This is a genomic window from Citrobacter sp. SX206 (assembly GCF_024181025.1).
GTDB lineage: Bacteria > Pseudomonadota > Gammaproteobacteria > Enterobacterales > Enterobacteriaceae > Citrobacter > Citrobacter youngae.
Genome location: NZ_CP049738.1, coordinates 3712707 through 3729276 on the forward strand (window position 1 = coordinate 3712707; position 16570 = coordinate 3729276).

Consider the following 16570-nt stretch of genomic DNA (forward strand, 5'->3'; position numbering starts at 1 on the left):
AATAAATAACCAATGATTAAACTTTCGAATATCACCAAAGTGTTCCAGCAGGGGACTCGTACCATTCAGGCGTTAAATAACGTCAGCCTGAATGTTCCTGCAGGGCAGATTTATGGCGTTATTGGCGCCTCCGGTGCCGGTAAAAGTACGCTCATCCGCTGCGTTAACTTACTTGAACGCCCAACCGAAGGCAGCGTTCAGGTCGGCGGTCAGGAACTCACGACGCTTTCTGAGTCAGAGCTGACCAAAGCTCGCCGTCAAATCGGCATGATTTTCCAACACTTTAACCTGCTCTCTTCCCGCACTGTGTTTGGCAACGTCGCGCTGCCGCTGGAACTGGATAACACACCAAAAGAAGAGATCAAACGCCGTGTAACAGAACTGTTGGATTTGGTTGGTCTTGGTGACAAGCACGACAGCTACCCGGCCAACCTTTCCGGTGGACAAAAACAGCGTGTGGCGATCGCCCGTGCTCTGGCAAGCAATCCCAAAGTACTGCTGTGCGATGAAGCCACCAGCGCACTCGATCCGGCAACGACCCGCTCGATTCTTGAATTATTGAAAGACATTAACCGTCGTCTGGGACTTACCATTCTGCTGATTACCCATGAGATGGACGTTGTAAAACGTATTTGTGACTGCGTGGCAGTCATCAGTGATGGTGAACTGATTGAGCAAGACACCGTCAGCGAAGTGTTCTCACACCCGAAAACGCCGTTGGCACAGAAATTTATCCAGTCCACGCTGCACCTGGATATCCCGGAAGATTATCTGGAACGGTTAAAAGCCGAGCCAGAAGCAGACAGTGTGCCAATGCTGCGCATGGAATTCACCGGTCATTCCGTTGATGCGCCATTGCTCTCTGAGACGGCCCGTCGCTTTAACGTGAATAACAACATTATTAGCGCGCAGATGGATTACGCCGGCGGTGTGAAATTCGGCATCATGCTGACTGAAATGCACGGCACACAGGAAGATACACAAGCAGCCATCAACTGGTTGCAGGAACACCATGTAAAAGTAGAGGTACTGGGTTATGTCTGAGCCGATGATGTGGCTGCTGGTTCGCGGCGTATGGGAAACGCTGGCAATGACCTTTGTGTCCGGTTTTTTTGGTTTTGTGATCGGTCTGCCGGTTGGCGTGTTGCTGTACGTAACGCGTCCGGGGCAAATCATTGAGAACGCGAAGCTCTACCGTACGCTCTCTGCGCTGGTGAACATTTTCCGTTCCATCCCGTTCATCATCTTATTAGTTTGGATGATTCCGTTCACCCGCATGATCGTAGGCACCTCTATCGGACTGCAGGCCGCTATCGTCCCGCTGACCGTCGGCGCCGCGCCGTTTATCGCCCGCATGGTGGAAAACGCGCTGCTCGAAATCCCGACCGGGCTGATAGAAGCCTCTCGTGCGATGGGCGCCACGCCGCTGCAAATCGTACGTAAGGTATTACTACCAGAAGCGCTGCCAGGACTGGTCAATGCGGCCACCATCACCCTTATCACGCTGGTTGGTTACTCCGCGATGGGTGGCGCCGTTGGTGCCGGTGGTCTTGGGCAGATTGGCTATCAGTACGGTTACATTGGCTACAACGCTACCGTAATGAATACAGTGCTGGTATTGCTCGTCGTTCTGGTTTATTTAATTCAGTTATCTGGCGATCGCATCGTCCGGGTAGTCACGCACAAATAACGTTACACACAACACTAAAAACTCATTAAGAAAAGGAAATAAGCATGGCGTTCAAATTCAAAACCTTTGCGGCAGTTGGAGCCCTAATCGGTTCTCTGGCACTTGTGGGTTGCGGTCAGGATGAAAAAGATCCTAACCACATCAAAGTGGGTGTTATCGTTGGCGCAGAGCAGCAGGTTGCTGAAGTCGCCCAGAAAGTGGCTAAAGAAAAATACGGTCTGGATGTTGAACTGGTAACATTCAACGATTATGTCCTGCCCAATGAAGCGCTGAGCAAAGGCGATATCGATGCTAACGCCTTCCAGCACAAACCGTACCTGGATCAGCAGATCAAAGATCGTGGTTACAAACTGGTTGCCGTAGGTAATACCTTTGTTTATCCGATTGCAGGCTACTCCAAAAAAATCAAATCACTGGATGAACTGCAGGATGGCTCTCAGGTCGCTATTCCAAACGACCCGACTAACCTCGGCCGTTCCCTGCTACTGCTGCAGAAAGTCGGTTTGATTAAACTGAAAGATGGCGTTGGCCTGCTGCCGACCGCGCTGGACGTGATTGAAAACCCGAAAAACCTGAAGCTGGTTGAACTGGAAGCGCCGCAGTTGCCACGCTCACTGGATGACGCGCAAATCGCGCTGGCAGTCATCAACACCACCTATGCCAGCCAGATCGGCCTGACGCCAGCAAAAGACGGTATCTTTGTTGAAGATAAAGATTCTCCGTACGTAAACCTGATCGTGACGCGTGAAGACAATAAAGATGCTGAGAACGTGAAGAAATTCGTTGAAGCATACCAGTCAGACGAAGTTTACGAAGCGGCAAACAAAGTCTTCAACGGCGGTGCTGTTAAAGGCTGGTAATTTTAGGCTGTTTTCACAATCTGTAATATCATCAGGACGGGCGCTTGCCCGTCTTGTCATTTATGCAAGCACCTGATTCAATATCTGACGTTTAGATCATTCATTGAGGAAATATTATGCGTGCTTTACCGATCTGTTTAGTAGCACTCATGCTGAGCGGCTGTTCTATGTTAAGCAGATCCCCTGTTGAACCCGTTCAAAGCACCGCTACCCCGCCAAAAGCGGAGCCGGAAAAACCAAAAGCACCGCGCGCGACGCCGGTAAGAATCATCACTAACGCTGAAGATTTAGTGGGCAAACCGTTCCGCGATCTCGGCGAAGTCAGCGGCGAATCCTGCCAGGCATCCAACCAGGATTCCCCGCCGAGCATTCCAACCGCACGCAAACGCATGCAGATTAACGCCTCTAAAATGAAAGCAAATGCGGTATTGCTGCACAGCTGCGAAGTAACCAGCGGGACGCCGGGCTGCTATCGTCAGGCAGTTTGCATCGGTTCTGCTCTGAACATTTCGTCTAAATGAGTCATTTTCAGTTCGAGCAAATAGGCGTTATCCGCTCTCCTTATAAAGAAAAGTTCGCTGTGCCGCGCCAGCCGGGTCTGGTGAAAAGCGCCAACGGCGAACTGCATTTGCTCGCGCCCTATAACCAGGCCGATGCTGTTCGCGGCCTGGAAGCATTCAGCCATTTGTGGGTGATTTTTGTTTTTCATCAGACAATGGAAGGTGGATGGCGTCCAACCGTGCGCCCACCCCGTCTGGGCGGTAACGCCAGAATGGGCGTCTTTGCCACGCGTTCGACCTTTCGTCCTAACCCTGTCGGTATGTCGCTGGTTGAGCTGCGGGGCATCCGCTGCCATAAAGAGCACGTAATCCTCGAACTCGGTGGACTGGACCTTGTTGACGGAACGCCAGTTGTGGATATTAAGCCGTATCTGCCGTTTGCCGAATCGCTGCCTGATGCTCGCGCCAGCTATGCCCAGGACGCACCTCAGGCTAGCGTCGAGGTGACGTTCAGTGAAGATCTCGCGGAGCAGCTACCGAAGCTCGAACAACGTTACCCGCGTCTTCGTCAGTTTATTGCCGAAGTGCTGGCGCAGGATCCGCGTCCTGCCTACCGTAAAAATGAGGAAGAAGGCAAAACCTACGCCGTCTGGTTGCTGGACTTTAACGTCCGCTGGCGCGTCACACCGTCAGGATTTGAGGTCTTTGCTCTGGAAGCCCGCTAATTTGCGTCGCGTACTCTTTTGACATCCCTTTCTCGCTGGTAAACTAAACCACTTTTGTTTTGTGCCAGGCTCGTTTTGAGCCTGTTCGATCGTTCAACTGGAACCGTAACAACATGCGTACTAGCCAATATCTGCTCTCCACTCTGAAGGAGACACCTGCCGACGCCGAAGTCATCAGCCACCAGCTGATGCTGCGCGCCGGGATGATCCGCAAGCTGGCCTCCGGGTTATACACCTGGCTGCCGACCGGCGTGCGCGTCCTGAAAAAAGTCGAAAACATCGTGCGTGAAGAAATGAACAACGCCGGTGCGATCGAGGTGTTGATGCCGGTCGTTCAGCCTTCTGAACTGTGGGAAGAGAGCGGTCGTTGGGAACAGTACGGCCCGGAACTGCTGCGTATCGCAGACCGTGGCGATCGTTCATTCGTACTCGGCCCAACGCATGAAGAAGTCATCACCGACCTGATCCGTAATGAGCTGAGCTCTTACAAACAGCTGCCGCTGAACTTCTATCAGATCCAGACGAAATTCCGTGACGAAGTTCGCCCACGATTCGGCGTGATGCGTTCCCGCGAATTCCTGATGAAAGATGCGTACTCTTTCCATACTTCTCAGGAATCTCTGCAGGAAACTTACGACGCGATGTATGCCGCGTACAGCAAAATCTTTAGCCGTATGGGCCTGGATTTCCGCGCAGTACAGGCTGATACCGGATCTATCGGCGGTAGCGCTTCTCACGAATTCCAAGTACTGGCACAGAGCGGCGAAGATGACGTTGTATTCTCCGACAGCTCCGATTTTGCTGCCAACATCGAATTTGCTGAAGCCGTTGCGCCGAAAGAGCCGCGCGCAGCAGCCACTCAGGAAATGACGCTGGTTGATACTCCGAACGCCAAAACCATCGCCGAACTGGTTGAGCAGTTCAACCTGCCTATCGAAAAAACCGTGAAAACCCTGCTGGTGAAAGCGGTTGAAGGTAGCAGCTACCCGCTGGTTGCTCTGCTGGTTCGCGGCGATCACGAGCTGAACGAAGTCAAAGCAGAAAAACTGCCGCAGGTTGCCAGCCCGCTGACTTTTGCTACTGAAGAAGAAATCCGTGCCGTCGTGAAAGCAGCTCCGGGTTCGCTCGGTCCGGTGAACATGCCGATTCCCGTAGTTATCGACCGTACCGTTGCGGTAATGAGCGATTTTGCCGCCGGCGCCAACATCGACGGTAAGCACTATTTCGGTATTAACTGGGATCGTGATGTTGCAACTCCGGAAGTGGCAGATATCCGTAACGTGGTCGCAGGCGATCCAAGCCCGGATGGCAAAGGTACACTGCTGATCAAACGCGGTATCGAAGTCGGCCACATCTTCCAGTTGGGTACCAAGTACTCTGAAGCGATGAAAGCCGCCGTACAGGGCGAAGATGGTCGTAACCAGATCCTGACCATGGGTTGCTACGGTATCGGGGTCACTCGCGTGGTTGCTGCTGCTATTGAGCAGAATTTTGACGATCGCGGCATCGTATGGCCAGACGCCATTGCCCCGTTCCAGGTCGCGATTTTGCCGATGAACATGCACAAGTCCTACCGCGTGCAGGAACTGGCTGAGAAGCTGTACGCTGAGCTGCGCGCACAGGGCATCGAAGTGCTGATGGACGATCGTAAAGAGCGTCCGGGCGTGATGTTTGCCGATATGGAGCTGATCGGTGTTCCGCACACTATCGTGCTCGGCGACCGTAACCTCGATAACGATGATATTGAATACAAATATCGTCGTAACGGCGAGAAACAGCTGATTAAAACCGGCGACATCGTTGACTACCTGGTGAAAGCCATTAAAGGCTAATACCAGCAAAAGGCCCTGAGGATCAGGGCCTTTTTTACATCAATTAATTACATCCTTTACCGGGGATAAATTTCGCATCTTTATCCGCCATCAGCGTTTTCACTTTCTCGCCGGTGTCCGGGTTCGCCTCCATTGTGAAATGCGCTTCCAGCGTCAGCAATACAGATTGCCCGTTTTCCGCGCGCGCGGCTAAATAGTCCCGCTCAAGCTGGGCGTTATTCGCCACTGGCATCCGCTTACCCGTTGCGCAGTCGGTAAAGATTGCCGCATCAGCCATATAGAAGTACATTCCCCGCATCGGCATTGGCGTCACCGGTAAGCTGGCGGAAACTGGCTGGAGGGTGTAGTTGAACTGCGACTCTATCGGATTACCTTCACGATCGAGCATTTCCAGCGCCTCGCCTTTTGCCCGGTAGTACGACTTTTCACCTTTGCTGTCCGTTAGCACCAGCTTATCAGCCGTACGCGCCCACGAGCCATATGAAGCAAACGAAGACGGTTCATCACGTACACCCTGATAGCGTTCGTTCATTACCCATGTTCCATCTTTTTCCAGGAACAAAGAAGTTTCAATCCCTTCGCAGTCCGCACAAGGCAAGATGCCACGCCAGCTTTGCTGCATCGGTTTTAATTCTGCCGCTTGCGTCGGTTGCAAAGCATCGACTTCAGAGCGGTTGTTACAGCCGATCAAGGCAAAGAGTGTAAATACAGCTGCTAATGACAGTATTGCTGTTTTCACCACAGATTCCTTCTCAATATTGTATTCCCATTCGTCAGTCCTGTGGGCGACGAACTTTCCCGCGCAGTGCCTTCACAGTGGACTTTTGCGCCTTCGATGACAATCTGCGTTCTTTTGAAGCGCGAGTCGGGCGCGTAGCCTGCCTACTTTTCTGCACTGCGGTTAATTCTTTTATCACCGCCACCAGTCGGGAGATTGCCGCTTCCCGGTTCAATTCCTGGCTACGGTATTCCTGCGCCTTAATAATAATCACGCCATCGCCTGTAATCAGATGATGACTGGCAGCCAACAGGCGTTCCTTGTAATACTCTGGCAGCCCAGAGGCCCGAATGTCAAAGCGCAAATGGATAGCCGTCGAGGTCTTATTAACGTGCTGTCCACCTGCACCCTGTGCCCGAATCGCCGTGATTTCCAGCTCGTTATCTGGGATAGAGACATTTCGGGAGATAACGATCATGAACGCGGCTGCCACGTGGTCAGGTGAATTTCCAGATTATTCTGAGAATCAGACAGCCAGATAGCGCCATCCTGAATAGTCGCCTGTAGCGCCATTGTACGACCGGCAAAGTCACTCAGTTGTGCCAGTTGTTCATCATCCAGATACCACACGGTAAGATTCTTAAACTGCGCGCATTTGCTTTGGTTCTGCTGCCACCAGATTTGCGCTGCACGGCTGTTATAGGCAAACAAAGCGACTTCAGCAGACTGGGTACACGCCTTCTTAATGCGACGCTCATCCGGCAAGCCGAGTTCAATCCAGAGATCAATGCCCAGGTGGTCGTTGCGCAACCATGCTTCGGGTTCGTCTTCAGCGCTTAAACCCCGCGTGAATTGCAGCCGCTCGTCAGCATATTTAATCCATGCCAACAGACGCAACATCATGCGTTCCTGGGTTTCTGAAGGGTGACGCGCCAGCGTCAATGTCGCGTCAAGAAACTGACTGCGGTCGAGATCCGCTACGTTGACGACGGCTTTATAGATTGTCGCTTTAAGCGCCATGGGAGAACTCCTTTTGAATCAGGCAGCCATTGTAGCGAAAACTGCGGCAAAAGGCTGCTAACGACTGACGTGTGTACCGTCTATCAAGGCGCTGATATTGCTTGAATGAGTATGGTATAGTCACCTTGCTAAACAGAGTTTATCTTCGTAGGCTTAGACTTGCATCCACGGTTAAGTCAGAGTGCTGACAGGAGGGCATGTGGAAAAATATTGTGAGTTAATACGCAAGCGGTACGCGGAAATCGCCAGCGGAGACTTAGGGTATGTCCCGGATGCGCTGGGTTGCGTATTGAAGGTACTTAATGAAGTGGCGGCAGACAGCGCCCTTTCAGAGTCGGTCAGGGAAAAGGCGGCCTATGCTGCCGCGAACTTACTGGTGAGCGATTATGTCAATGAATGAAACGTATCAACCCATCAACTGTGATGATTACGACAATCTTGAACTCGCCTGCCAGCACCATTTGTTACTGACGCTGGCGCTCAAAGATGGCGAAGTTCTACAGGCAAAAGCAAATGACCTGGTTTCCCGCAAAAATGTGGAATATCTGGTCGCCGATGTTTCGGGTGAAACCCGTGAGCTTCGCCTCGACAAAATTGCCAGTTTCAGTCACCCGCAAATTGGTACCGTGGTGGTCAGCGAATCTTAACCTTTCTTGCACCTTATCCGGCCTACTTTCCATACGATACGTAGGCCTGATAAGCGCCGCGCCATCAGGCACGCCACACCAGACTCACACCTTCTTCACCTTTTGCCAGCCCTTCATGCGTCACGAAAACCCCTGCTGCCGCAATCAACGTGTCACCGTAAAACAGTAATGGCGTGGAATCTCGCCGCCAGGGAGGAATACCCTGCTCCTGCCAGATTTTTTTTAATTTCCGTCCGCCGTTACGCCCGACAATATGCAATAACCCTGGCGCTTTAAAACGGATACTGACGACTTCATCCGCTTGTGGCAAGCGCAAATCACCCGCAGAGATTAACTGAACCGAACCCAATCCGGCAGGCAGCGTCAACGGTGTTTTCCACTCTAACCACGGGATAATAGTTTCGCTTTGCCCATCGACTGATTTCACCCACCACAGCTGTGACTGATAACGACGGACCTCGTACTCCCCGAGGCGAAAACTTGGTGACGCATCTTCCCGCGCCAGCGCCACTTCCTGCCAGATACGTTCCAGCCCATCACGGGAAGGCATCGGCGCATTTAACCCCGCCAGCCAGCGACGAAGCAGCGCGGCACGTCGTACAGTACTCATCGTCATTAATGGCCCGAGCAAGAGTGTACCTTGCGCCATAACACAGTTGGCTAAATCGCTGGCCAGCAGTTCATCCAGTAAGCTCTCCTGCTCGGCGCACAGCGCGGCGCTGCGAGCAGTGGCTTGCGCGAAGTGCGGCCAGCGCTGTTGGAGCAATGGGGTAACGCGCAACCTGAGGAAATTGCGATCGTAGGTGTCATCCTGATTGCTTTCATCTTCAATCCAGCGTAATTCATGCTGGCGCGCCCAAGTTTCAAGCGCCTCTCGCGTTTGCGCCAGCAACGGTCGAATCAGTTGGGTTCCGGCGAACGGTGAGTTTTCGCCCATGGCGGAAAGTCCGGCAGGACCGCTGCCACGCTTAAGCGCTAACAAAAATGTCTCACATTGATCGTCCAGATGCTGAGCGGTCATCAGCACCTCTCCAGGCAGCAGCGTCTGCGCAAAGGCCTGATAGCGCGCGCATCGAGCCTGCGCTTCGATGCCCAGGCCATCATCCTCAAGATGGACCCGTTCAACCACCAGCGGCACCTGCCACTGCGCACATACCGACTCACAGTGCTGTACCCAACTGTCTGCGTGCGGGCTTAATCCGTGATGAATATGGATTGCGCGTAGGGCGACATCAGGATGCTGCGCTCGCCACAGCACCAACTGATGCAGTAGTACGGTAGAGTCGAGGCCGCCGCTAAAGGCAACGAGGATCGCGTTAGTGTTCAGAAGTGAAGTGTTCAGTGTAAGTGTCGTCATGATGATTGCTTACAATAGCATTGCCCGGCACGTTACCGGGCTAACGCCACAATGACAAGCCTTACAGCTCGTACAGTTCAAGCGGTAATCCGTCTGGATCGTTAAAAAACGTAAAGCGTTTGCCGGTAAACGGATCGATGCGCACCGGCTCACATTTCACATGATGGGCTTCAAGATGAGCAATCGACTTTTCCACATCCTCGACGCTGAACGCCAGATGGCGTAAACCGCAGGCTTCCGGTCGACTCGGGCGGCAAGGCGGAAACGGAAAAGAAAACAGCTCAATCACGTACTGGCCGTTCAACGCCAGATCGCCTTTCCAGGAGTCACGCTCTTCCCGGTAGGCTTCGCTCATTAACGTGAAACCTAATACATCGCAGTAAAATGCCTTACTGGCCCTGTAGTCCGTCGCAATAATGGCAATATGGTGAACCTGTTTTAACCCCAGCATGCTCTTCGCCTCTTTAATTTTACTCTCAGCACGTTACTCGTGCGCAACGGGTTCAGGCAAGTCGTTATGCCATTTTCAGGACTCTCACACGATACACGCCGTCCTCACCCAGTTTAGCGCCATGGATATCGGTTTCAAATCCAGGGTAGCGCTGCCCCACCGAGCACAGCATCAGCAGGAAATCGAGTACAGCGCGGCTTTTGGCAGTGATCATTTCTCCGGGCATCAGCAGCGGCACACCGGGAGGGTAAGGCAGGATCATATTGGCGGAAACGCGCCCCACCAGTTGATCAAGTGCTACCGTTTCGACTTCACCCTTGATCTGCCGCTGCCAGGCCTGGTGAGGTGTCATTTTCATTTCCGGTAAGGTATCAAATGCCCGCAGCATCAGCCCGGAGAGATCGTGCTGGCGGATCAGTTTATGGATCCCCTGAGCCAGATCCTGAATACGCATATTACGATAGAAATCAGGATCTTCGGCATACAGATCCGGCAGCATATTTTTCACGCGTAAATTCAGGTCGTATGAACGTTTAAATTCCGTCAGGCCACGTAGCAGCCCCATCGCCCGGGTTTTATCAATACCAATGCTGAACAGGAACAACAGGTTATACGGTCCCGTTTTCTCGACGACGACGCCGCGTTCATCGAGGAATTTCGCCACCAGCGCTGCGGGGATCCCCTCTTCGCTCATATTTCCCTGTTCATCCATTCCCGGCGTCAGAATGGTCACTTTCACCGGGTCAAGGAACATGTGGTCGGCGTCAGCATCGACAAATCCGTGCCAGTCTTCGCCAGGCGACACTGGCCAGCACTCTGCTTCATCCACCCTTTCCGGCTGCCAGATGTCAAAGAACCAGCCATCTGACTCTTCGCGTAGCCGCTGCACTTCTTTACGGAAATGCAGCGCCCGTTCCACCGAACGATTGATTAACCGCTTGCCTGAATTGCCACGCAGCATTGCCGCCGCCGTTTCGATAGACGCAACAATCGGGTAGCTTGGAGACGTAGAGGTGTGCATCATAAAGGCTTCGTTGAACGTGTCTTCGTCATAATCGCCCTTAATATGAATCAGCGAAGCCTGTGACAACGCCGCCAGCATCTTGTGGGTGGACTGGGTTTCAAAAATCACCTTTCCCGGAACCCGTTCGCCGCTCATCCCGCTTTTCCCCTGATAGATCGGATGAAAATGGGTATACGGCACCCAGGCTGAATCAAAATGGATGGAGGGCACATCCAGCGTTTGTTTGATCCAGTTGGTGTTATACAACAGGCCATCATAGGTGGAGTTGGTGATCACCGCGTGGACCGGCCATTGCGCCTGATTGGTTTCCTCAACTTTGCGTTCAATGCTTGCGTGGGTAAATTCCCGACGGGGTATACCGCCGAGGATCCCCAGCGCGTTACGCGTAGGCTTCAGCCAGATTGGCACCACATCACTCATCATCAGCAAATGCGCCAGTGACTTATGGCAGTTGCGGTCAATCAGGAGCGTACTGCCTGCAGGTGCAGCATACATACCGACAATCTTGTTCGATGTCGAGGTGCCGTTGGTCACCATATAGCTCTGCTCGGCACCAAAAGTACGCGCGATATACTCCTCCGCTTCCAGGTGCGGACCGGTATGATCAAGCAATGAGCCCAGCTCGGTCACCGAAATGGACACGTCGGCTTTCAGCGTATTACCGCCAAAGAAATCATAGAACAGGCAGCCGACCGGACTTTTCTGGTACGCCGTTCCCGCCATGTGCCCGGGCGTGCAGAAGGTATATTTCCCTTCCTTCACATAGGTAAACAGCGCTTTGGTAAAAGGAGGCGTAATGTTGTCGAGATATTCATTGGTGTACTGGCGAATACGCGTAGCAATATCATCAGACTGGCCCAATGCGTACTCAAAGAACCACAGCGCCATGCGCAGGTCGTGCGCACTGACATCCATTGTCGAATGGGTATTAATAAAGGCGTAGAGCGGGAGATACTCGTTGAGCTGATTGATGTCACTGCACAGATCCAGACTGTATTCATCCCAGTCAAAAATGACGCCGCAAATTCGCGGGTTATGCTCGATAAACTTCAGCAGGTCGACGCTATTCTGCGGCCAGATAATCTGAAATCCCTGCTGCTGCAGCGCACGTTCAAGTTCCTTGATGGGCTCATCTTTATAAAAGACGCCATGCGGTCCCATGATGGCAATGATATTCATGCGTTCCTCCTGGAAAAACCTTAGTTAAGCATAGCCTGGTCAAACTGCAGGTAAAAAAAAGGGCCACAGCGTTGTGGCCCTTTTCAGAATTAATGCAGTTTACGCGTAACCATAGCTCATCAGACGCTGGTAACGACGGTTTTTCAAATCTTCTTTGCTTAACACGTCGAGATCGGCGAGATCGGCCAGCAGTTGTGCTTTCAGGGATGCCGCCATCACTTCCGGGTTACGATGGGCGCCGCCCAACGGTTCCGGGATGATAGAGTCAATCAGCTTCAGCTCTTTCAGACGCGGGGCGATGATGCCCATCGCTTCTGCGGCCAGCGGCGCTTTGTCGGCGCTTTTCCACAAAATGGAGGCGCAGCCTTCCGGAGAGATAACGGAATAGGTGCTGTACTGCAGCATATTCACTTTATCACCCACGCCGATCGCCAGCGCGCCGCCGGAGCCACCTTCACCGATAACGGTACAGATAACCGGCACGCTCAGACGCGACATTTCACGCAGGTTGCGCGCAATCGCTTCAGACTGGCCACGCTCTTCCGCGCCCACGCCCGGGTATGCCCCTGGGGTGTCGATGAAGGTAATGATCGGCATGTTGAAGCGCTCAGCCATTTCCATCAGACGCAGCGCTTTGCGATAGCCTTCCGGCGCTGGCATGCCGAAATTACGACGGATTTTTTCTTTGGTCTCACGGCCTTTCTGATGACCAATGATCATCACCGGACGGCCATCCAGACGCGCGATGCCGCCGACGATAGCTTTATCATCCGCATAGGCACGATCGCCCGCCAGCTCATCAAATTCATCAAATGCCAGGCGGACATAATCCAGGGTGTACGGACGCTGTGGATGGCGCGCCAGTTGGGCTACCTGCCATGCGCCAAGATCGGCGAAGATTTTACGCGTCAGTTCTACGCTTTTTTCACGCAGACGATGCACTTCTTCATCGATGTTAATATCCAGTTTCTCATCCTGACGGCTAACCGCAGTCAGAGAATCGATTTTTGCTTCCAGCTCTGCAATCGGCTGTTCAAAATCAAGGAAATTCAGACTCATAGTATTCCTGTATTAGTCAAACTCCAGTTCCACCTGCTCCGAACCAATAAGGCCACGGAGATCGTTTAGCAAACGATCGCTCGGAGAGACACGCCACGTTGCGCCAAAACGCAAACGCGCACGCGCATCCGCCCTCTGATAGTAGAGATGTACTGGAATTGTCCCCGAGCGGTGGGGTTCCAGAGACTGACGGAGTCGGTTTAAAAGCTGGTCATCAATTTGCCTGTCCGTCAGCGAGATAGCAAGCCCGCGAGCATATTTTTCCCGGGCTTCGTCAATATCCATGACTTCACGGGCCATCATTTTAAGCCCGCCGCTGAAGTCATCAAAGCTGACCTGTCCGCTGACGATAAGTATGCGGTCTTTTTCCAGCAATTGCTGGTATTTATCCAGAGCATCGGTAAATAACATCACTTCCAGACGCCCGGAACGGTCATCCAGTGTACAGATGCCGATACGATTGCCGCGCTTGGTGACCATTACCCGCGCAGCAATGACGAGCCCCGCAGCCGTGGTGACTTTACCACGTTCTGTCGGATGCATGTCTTTCAGCCTGTGGCCTCCAACATAGCGCTCAATTTCTTTTAAATACTGATTGATAGGATGTCCCGTCAGGTAAAGACCTAACGTTTCACGCTCACCGTCTAATACCACCTGCTCCGGCCACGGCGTACAGTTGGCATAAGACTGTTCAATTTGTTCCGGCTCTTCCGCCAGTACGCCAAACATATCAGCCTGACCAATTGCCTCGGCTTTCGCATGCTGATCGGCGGCTTTTAGGGCATCGCTGAGCGAGTTCATCAACGCCGCGCGATGCGGGCCAAGGCGGTCAAACGCCCCGGACATGATTAGCTTTTCCAGCACCCGGCGGTTGAGTTTTTTGATATCCGTACGCGCACAGAGATCAAACAGCTCGCGGAAGTAACCACCTTCATTTCGCGCCTCAATAATAGCCTCAATTGGCCCTTCACCCACGCCTTTTATCGCGCCGATGCCGTAGACAATCTCGCCATCATCATTCACGTGAAAATGATAAAGCCCGGAGTTGATGTCCGGCGGCAGGATTTTGAGCCCCATGCGCCAGCATTCATCCACCAGTCCGACGACTTTCTCGGTGTTATCCATATCGGCGGTCATTACCGCCGCCATAAACTCGGCAGGATAATGCGCCTTCAGCCACAGCGTCTGGTAAGAAACCAGCGCATAGGCAGCGGAGTGCGATTTGTTAAATCCGTAACCGGCGAATTTCTCCACCAGGTCAAAGATTTTCATCGCCAGTTCGCCGTCGACGCCGCGCTTTTTCGCCCCTTCTTCAAAGGTGCCGCGCTGCTTGGCCATCTCTTCCGGCTTTTTCTTACCCATCGCACGACGCAGCATATCCGCGCCGCCAAGGGTGTATCCGGACAGCTCCTGGGCAATCTGCATAACCTGTTCCTGATACAGGATAATGCCGTAGGTCGGCTCCAGTACCGGTTTCAGACACTCATGCTGCCATTGTACGTCCGGGTAGGAAATCTCTTCACGGCCATGCTTACGGTCGATAAAGTTATCTACCATCCCTGACTGTAGCGGACCCGGTCGGAACAGGGCCACCAGGGCTATCATATCTTCGAAGCAGTCAGGCTGCAGACGTTTGATCAGATCTTTCATGCCGCGGGATTCAAGCTGGAAGACGGCTGTTGTCTCCGAGCGTTGCAGCATGTCGAAGCTTTTCTTGTCGTCCAGCGGAATCGCGGCGATATCCAGCGGCGGTTCGCCGTTCTTCTCACGCCGCGCGTTGATCATCTCCAGCGCCCAGTTAATGATGGTGAGCGTACGCAGACCGAGGAAGTCGAATTTCACCAGACCGGCGTATTCCACGTCGTTCTTATCAAACTGGGTAACCGGGTGCAGCCCCTGCTCATCGCAGTACAGCGGCGCAAAATCGGTAATTTTGGTCGGTGCGATAACCACGCCACCGGCGTGCTTACCCGCGTTACGCGTGACACCTTCCAGCTTGCGCGCCATATCAATAAGCGCTCTAACCTCTTCATCTGCCTCATAGATTTCCGGCAGTTGAGGTTCGGCTTCAAAGGCTTTAGCCAGCGTCATGCCCGGATCGGGCGGCACCAGTTTCGAAATACGGTCAACAAAGCCATACGGGTGACCCAGTACGCGGCCCACGTCGCGGATAACCGCTTTTGCCGCCATCGTACCGAAGGTAATAATCTGCGAAACCGCATCACGACCGTACATTTCCGCCACGTGTTCGATGACCTGGTCGCGTTTCTCCATACAGAAGTCAACGTCGAAGTCGGGCATTGAGACACGTTCCGGGTTCAGGAAACGTTCGAACAGCAGGTCGAATTCCAGCGGATCAAGGTCGGTAATTTTCAGCGCGTAGGCCACCAGCGAGCCTGCACCGGAACCACGTCCAGGGCCTACCGGTACACCGTTATCTTTCGACCACTGGATAAATTCCATTACGATCAGGAAGTAACCCGGGAAGCCCATCTGGTTGATAACTTTAAGTTCAACTTCCAGACGTTCATCATAAGGCGGGCGCTTCTGCGCGCGAACTTCAGGATCGGGGAACAAAAATTCCAGACGTTCTTCCAGGCCTTCACGCGATTTCGCGACGAGGAAATCCTCGGTGGTCATGTCGCCAGTCGGGAACTGCGGCAGGAAGTATTCACCCAGGCGCACCGTCACGTTGCAACGTTTGGCAATCTCGACGGTGTTTTCCAGCGCTTCCGGGATATCGGAGAACAGCTCGCACATCTCCTCTTCACTGCGCATGTACTGCTGCGGCGAATAGTTACGCGGGCGTTTGGGATCATCAAGAGTGAACCCGTCGTGGATTGCTACGCGGATTTCATGCGCGTCAAAGTCACCGGTTTCAAGGAAGCGAACATCGTTGGTCGCGACCACCGGCAGGCCGCGTGTTTCGGCCAGCGCTACTGCAGCATGCAGGTAATTTTCTTCATCCTGTCGACCGGTACGGATCAGCTCAAGGAAGTAGCAATCAGGGAAATGCTCTTCATAAAACGCCACGCACTCGTCGACCAGTGCGTTGTTCCCACGCAACAGGCTGCGTCCGACGTCGCCCATACGGCCGCCGGAAAGCAAGATTAACCCGTCTTTTAGCTCAACCAGCCAGTCTCTGTCGATCACCGGCCCTTCTGCACCATAGCCGCGCTGATAGGCTTTTGATATCAACAACGTCAGGTTCTGGTAGCCCGTATTATTAGCAGCCAGTACAGTCAGTTGCGTGAGTTCATCACCCAATAGTTCGCTACGGACATGAAAATCTGCGCCAACAATCGGCTTAATACCTGCGCCATGACCCGCTCCGTAAAACTTCACCAGACCACACAGGTTGGTAAAATCGGTGATCGCCAGCGCAGGCATGCCCAACGCGGCCGCCTTTTTCACCAGCGGCCCGGTTTTCGCCAGCCCATCGATCATGGAGTAGTCGCTGTGCACCCGCAGGTGGACGAAACGAGGTTCAGACATCTTCAGATTCCTT

The 16570-nt window shown here is 53.1% G+C and carries 16 protein-coding genes; 8 read left to right on the plus strand and 8 right to left on the minus strand.

The annotated features are described in order from the left end of the window. The first annotated feature begins 12 nt into the window (after positions 1-12). From metN to proS, 6 genes are all read left to right on the plus strand, one after another. Positions 13-1044: a methionine ABC transporter ATP-binding protein MetN gene (gene metN / locus G8S19_RS18060; RefSeq protein WP_124021714.1), complete on the plus strand. Its 1032-nt coding sequence runs from the start codon at positions 13-15 to the stop codon at positions 1042-1044. Continuing rightward, positions 1037-1690 (plus strand): methionine ABC transporter permease MetI, encoded by a 654-nt coding sequence (locus G8S19_RS18065; protein WP_006686810.1) that lies wholly within the window; start codon positions 1037-1039, stop codon positions 1688-1690. Before metN ends, G8S19_RS18065 begins: the two co-directional genes overlap by 8 nt. A 44-nt stretch (positions 1691-1734) precedes the next feature. Further along, positions 1735-2550, plus strand: coding sequence for a methionine ABC transporter substrate-binding lipoprotein MetQ (gene metQ / locus G8S19_RS18070; protein ID WP_003829145.1), 816 nt, complete (start codon positions 1735-1737; stop codon positions 2548-2550). 116 nt (positions 2551-2666) lie between these two features. Further along, positions 2667-3071, plus strand: a complete 405-nt coding sequence (rcsF, locus tag G8S19_RS18075; protein ID WP_040230040.1) for an Rcs stress response system protein RcsF — start codon at positions 2667-2669, stop codon at positions 3069-3071. After that, positions 3068-3775: a tRNA (N6-threonylcarbamoyladenosine(37)-N6)-methyltransferase TrmO gene (gene tsaA / locus G8S19_RS18080; protein WP_048212632.1), complete on the plus strand. Its 708-nt coding sequence runs from the start codon at positions 3068-3070 to the stop codon at positions 3773-3775. The genes rcsF and tsaA overlap by 4 nt, the downstream gene beginning before the upstream one ends. A gap of 113 nt (positions 3776-3888) precedes the next feature. Next, on the plus strand, positions 3889-5607 hold the full coding sequence (proS, locus tag G8S19_RS18085; RefSeq protein WP_124021712.1) for a proline--tRNA ligase: 1719 nt from the start codon (positions 3889-3891) through the stop codon (positions 5605-5607). Positions 5608-5650: 43 nt separating this feature from the next. Here proS and nlpE read toward each other — a convergent pair whose 3' ends face one another. Genes nlpE through G8S19_RS18100 form a run of 3 tightly spaced genes read right to left on the minus strand, consistent with a single transcriptional unit; the run spans position 5651 to position 7345 of the window. Further along, positions 5651-6349 (minus strand): envelope stress response activation lipoprotein NlpE, encoded by a 699-nt coding sequence (nlpE, locus tag G8S19_RS18090; RefSeq protein ID WP_105242149.1) that lies wholly within the window; start codon positions 6347-6349, stop codon positions 5651-5653. 31 nt (positions 6350-6380) lie between these two features. Beyond that, positions 6381-6803 (minus strand): alternative ribosome rescue aminoacyl-tRNA hydrolase ArfB, encoded by a 423-nt coding sequence (arfB, locus tag G8S19_RS18095; protein WP_061067287.1) that lies wholly within the window; start codon positions 6801-6803, stop codon positions 6381-6383. Then, the gene (locus G8S19_RS18100) at positions 6800-7345 is read right to left on the minus strand and encodes a YaeQ family protein (RefSeq protein WP_124021711.1); all 546 of its coding nucleotides are present in this window, start codon (positions 7343-7345) and stop codon (positions 6800-6802) included. Before G8S19_RS18100 ends, arfB begins: the two co-directional genes overlap by 4 nt. Before the next feature lie 199 nt (positions 7346-7544). Here G8S19_RS18100 and G8S19_RS18105 point away from each other — a divergent pair, with 199 nt between their 5' ends. Continuing rightward, positions 7545-7745, plus strand: coding sequence for a YaeP family protein (locus G8S19_RS18105; RefSeq protein ID WP_005132083.1), 201 nt, complete (start codon positions 7545-7547; stop codon positions 7743-7745). Beyond that, positions 7732-7992, plus strand: coding sequence for a Rho-binding antiterminator (rof, locus tag G8S19_RS18110; protein WP_048212636.1), 261 nt, complete (start codon positions 7732-7734; stop codon positions 7990-7992). Before G8S19_RS18105 ends, rof begins: the two co-directional genes overlap by 14 nt. Before the next feature lie 64 nt (positions 7993-8056). On the opposite strand, the gene tilS is transcribed toward rof, so the two are convergent. The 5 genes from tilS to dnaE all read right to left on the minus strand — a co-directional run bounded on the left by tilS (position 8057) and on the right by dnaE (position 16557). Beyond that, positions 8057-9349 carry a tRNA lysidine(34) synthetase TilS gene (tilS, locus tag G8S19_RS18115; RefSeq protein WP_124021710.1) on the minus strand — a complete coding sequence of 431 codons (1293 nt, stop codon included), beginning with the start codon at positions 9347-9349 and terminating at the stop codon, positions 8057-8059. A 61-nt stretch (positions 9350-9410) separates the two neighbouring features. After that, the gene (locus G8S19_RS18120) at positions 9411-9800 is read right to left on the minus strand and encodes a VOC family protein (protein ID WP_048212638.1); all 390 of its coding nucleotides are present in this window, start codon (positions 9798-9800) and stop codon (positions 9411-9413) included. Positions 9801-9864: 64 nt separating this feature from the next. Further along, positions 9865-12003 (minus strand): lysine decarboxylase LdcC, encoded by a 2139-nt coding sequence (ldcC, locus tag G8S19_RS18125; protein WP_124021709.1) that lies wholly within the window; start codon positions 12001-12003, stop codon positions 9865-9867. Between the two features lie 99 nt (positions 12004-12102). Then, positions 12103-13062 carry an acetyl-CoA carboxylase carboxyl transferase subunit alpha gene (gene accA, locus G8S19_RS18130; RefSeq protein ID WP_061067282.1) on the minus strand — a complete coding sequence of 320 codons (960 nt, stop codon included), beginning with the start codon at positions 13060-13062 and terminating at the stop codon, positions 12103-12105. Positions 13063-13074: 12 nt separating this feature from the next. Next, a complete protein-coding gene (dnaE, locus tag G8S19_RS18135; RefSeq protein WP_086523582.1) occupies positions 13075-16557 on the minus strand; it encodes a DNA polymerase III subunit alpha in 3483 nt (1160 codons plus the stop codon). Positions 16558-16570: the final 13 nt, after the last annotated feature.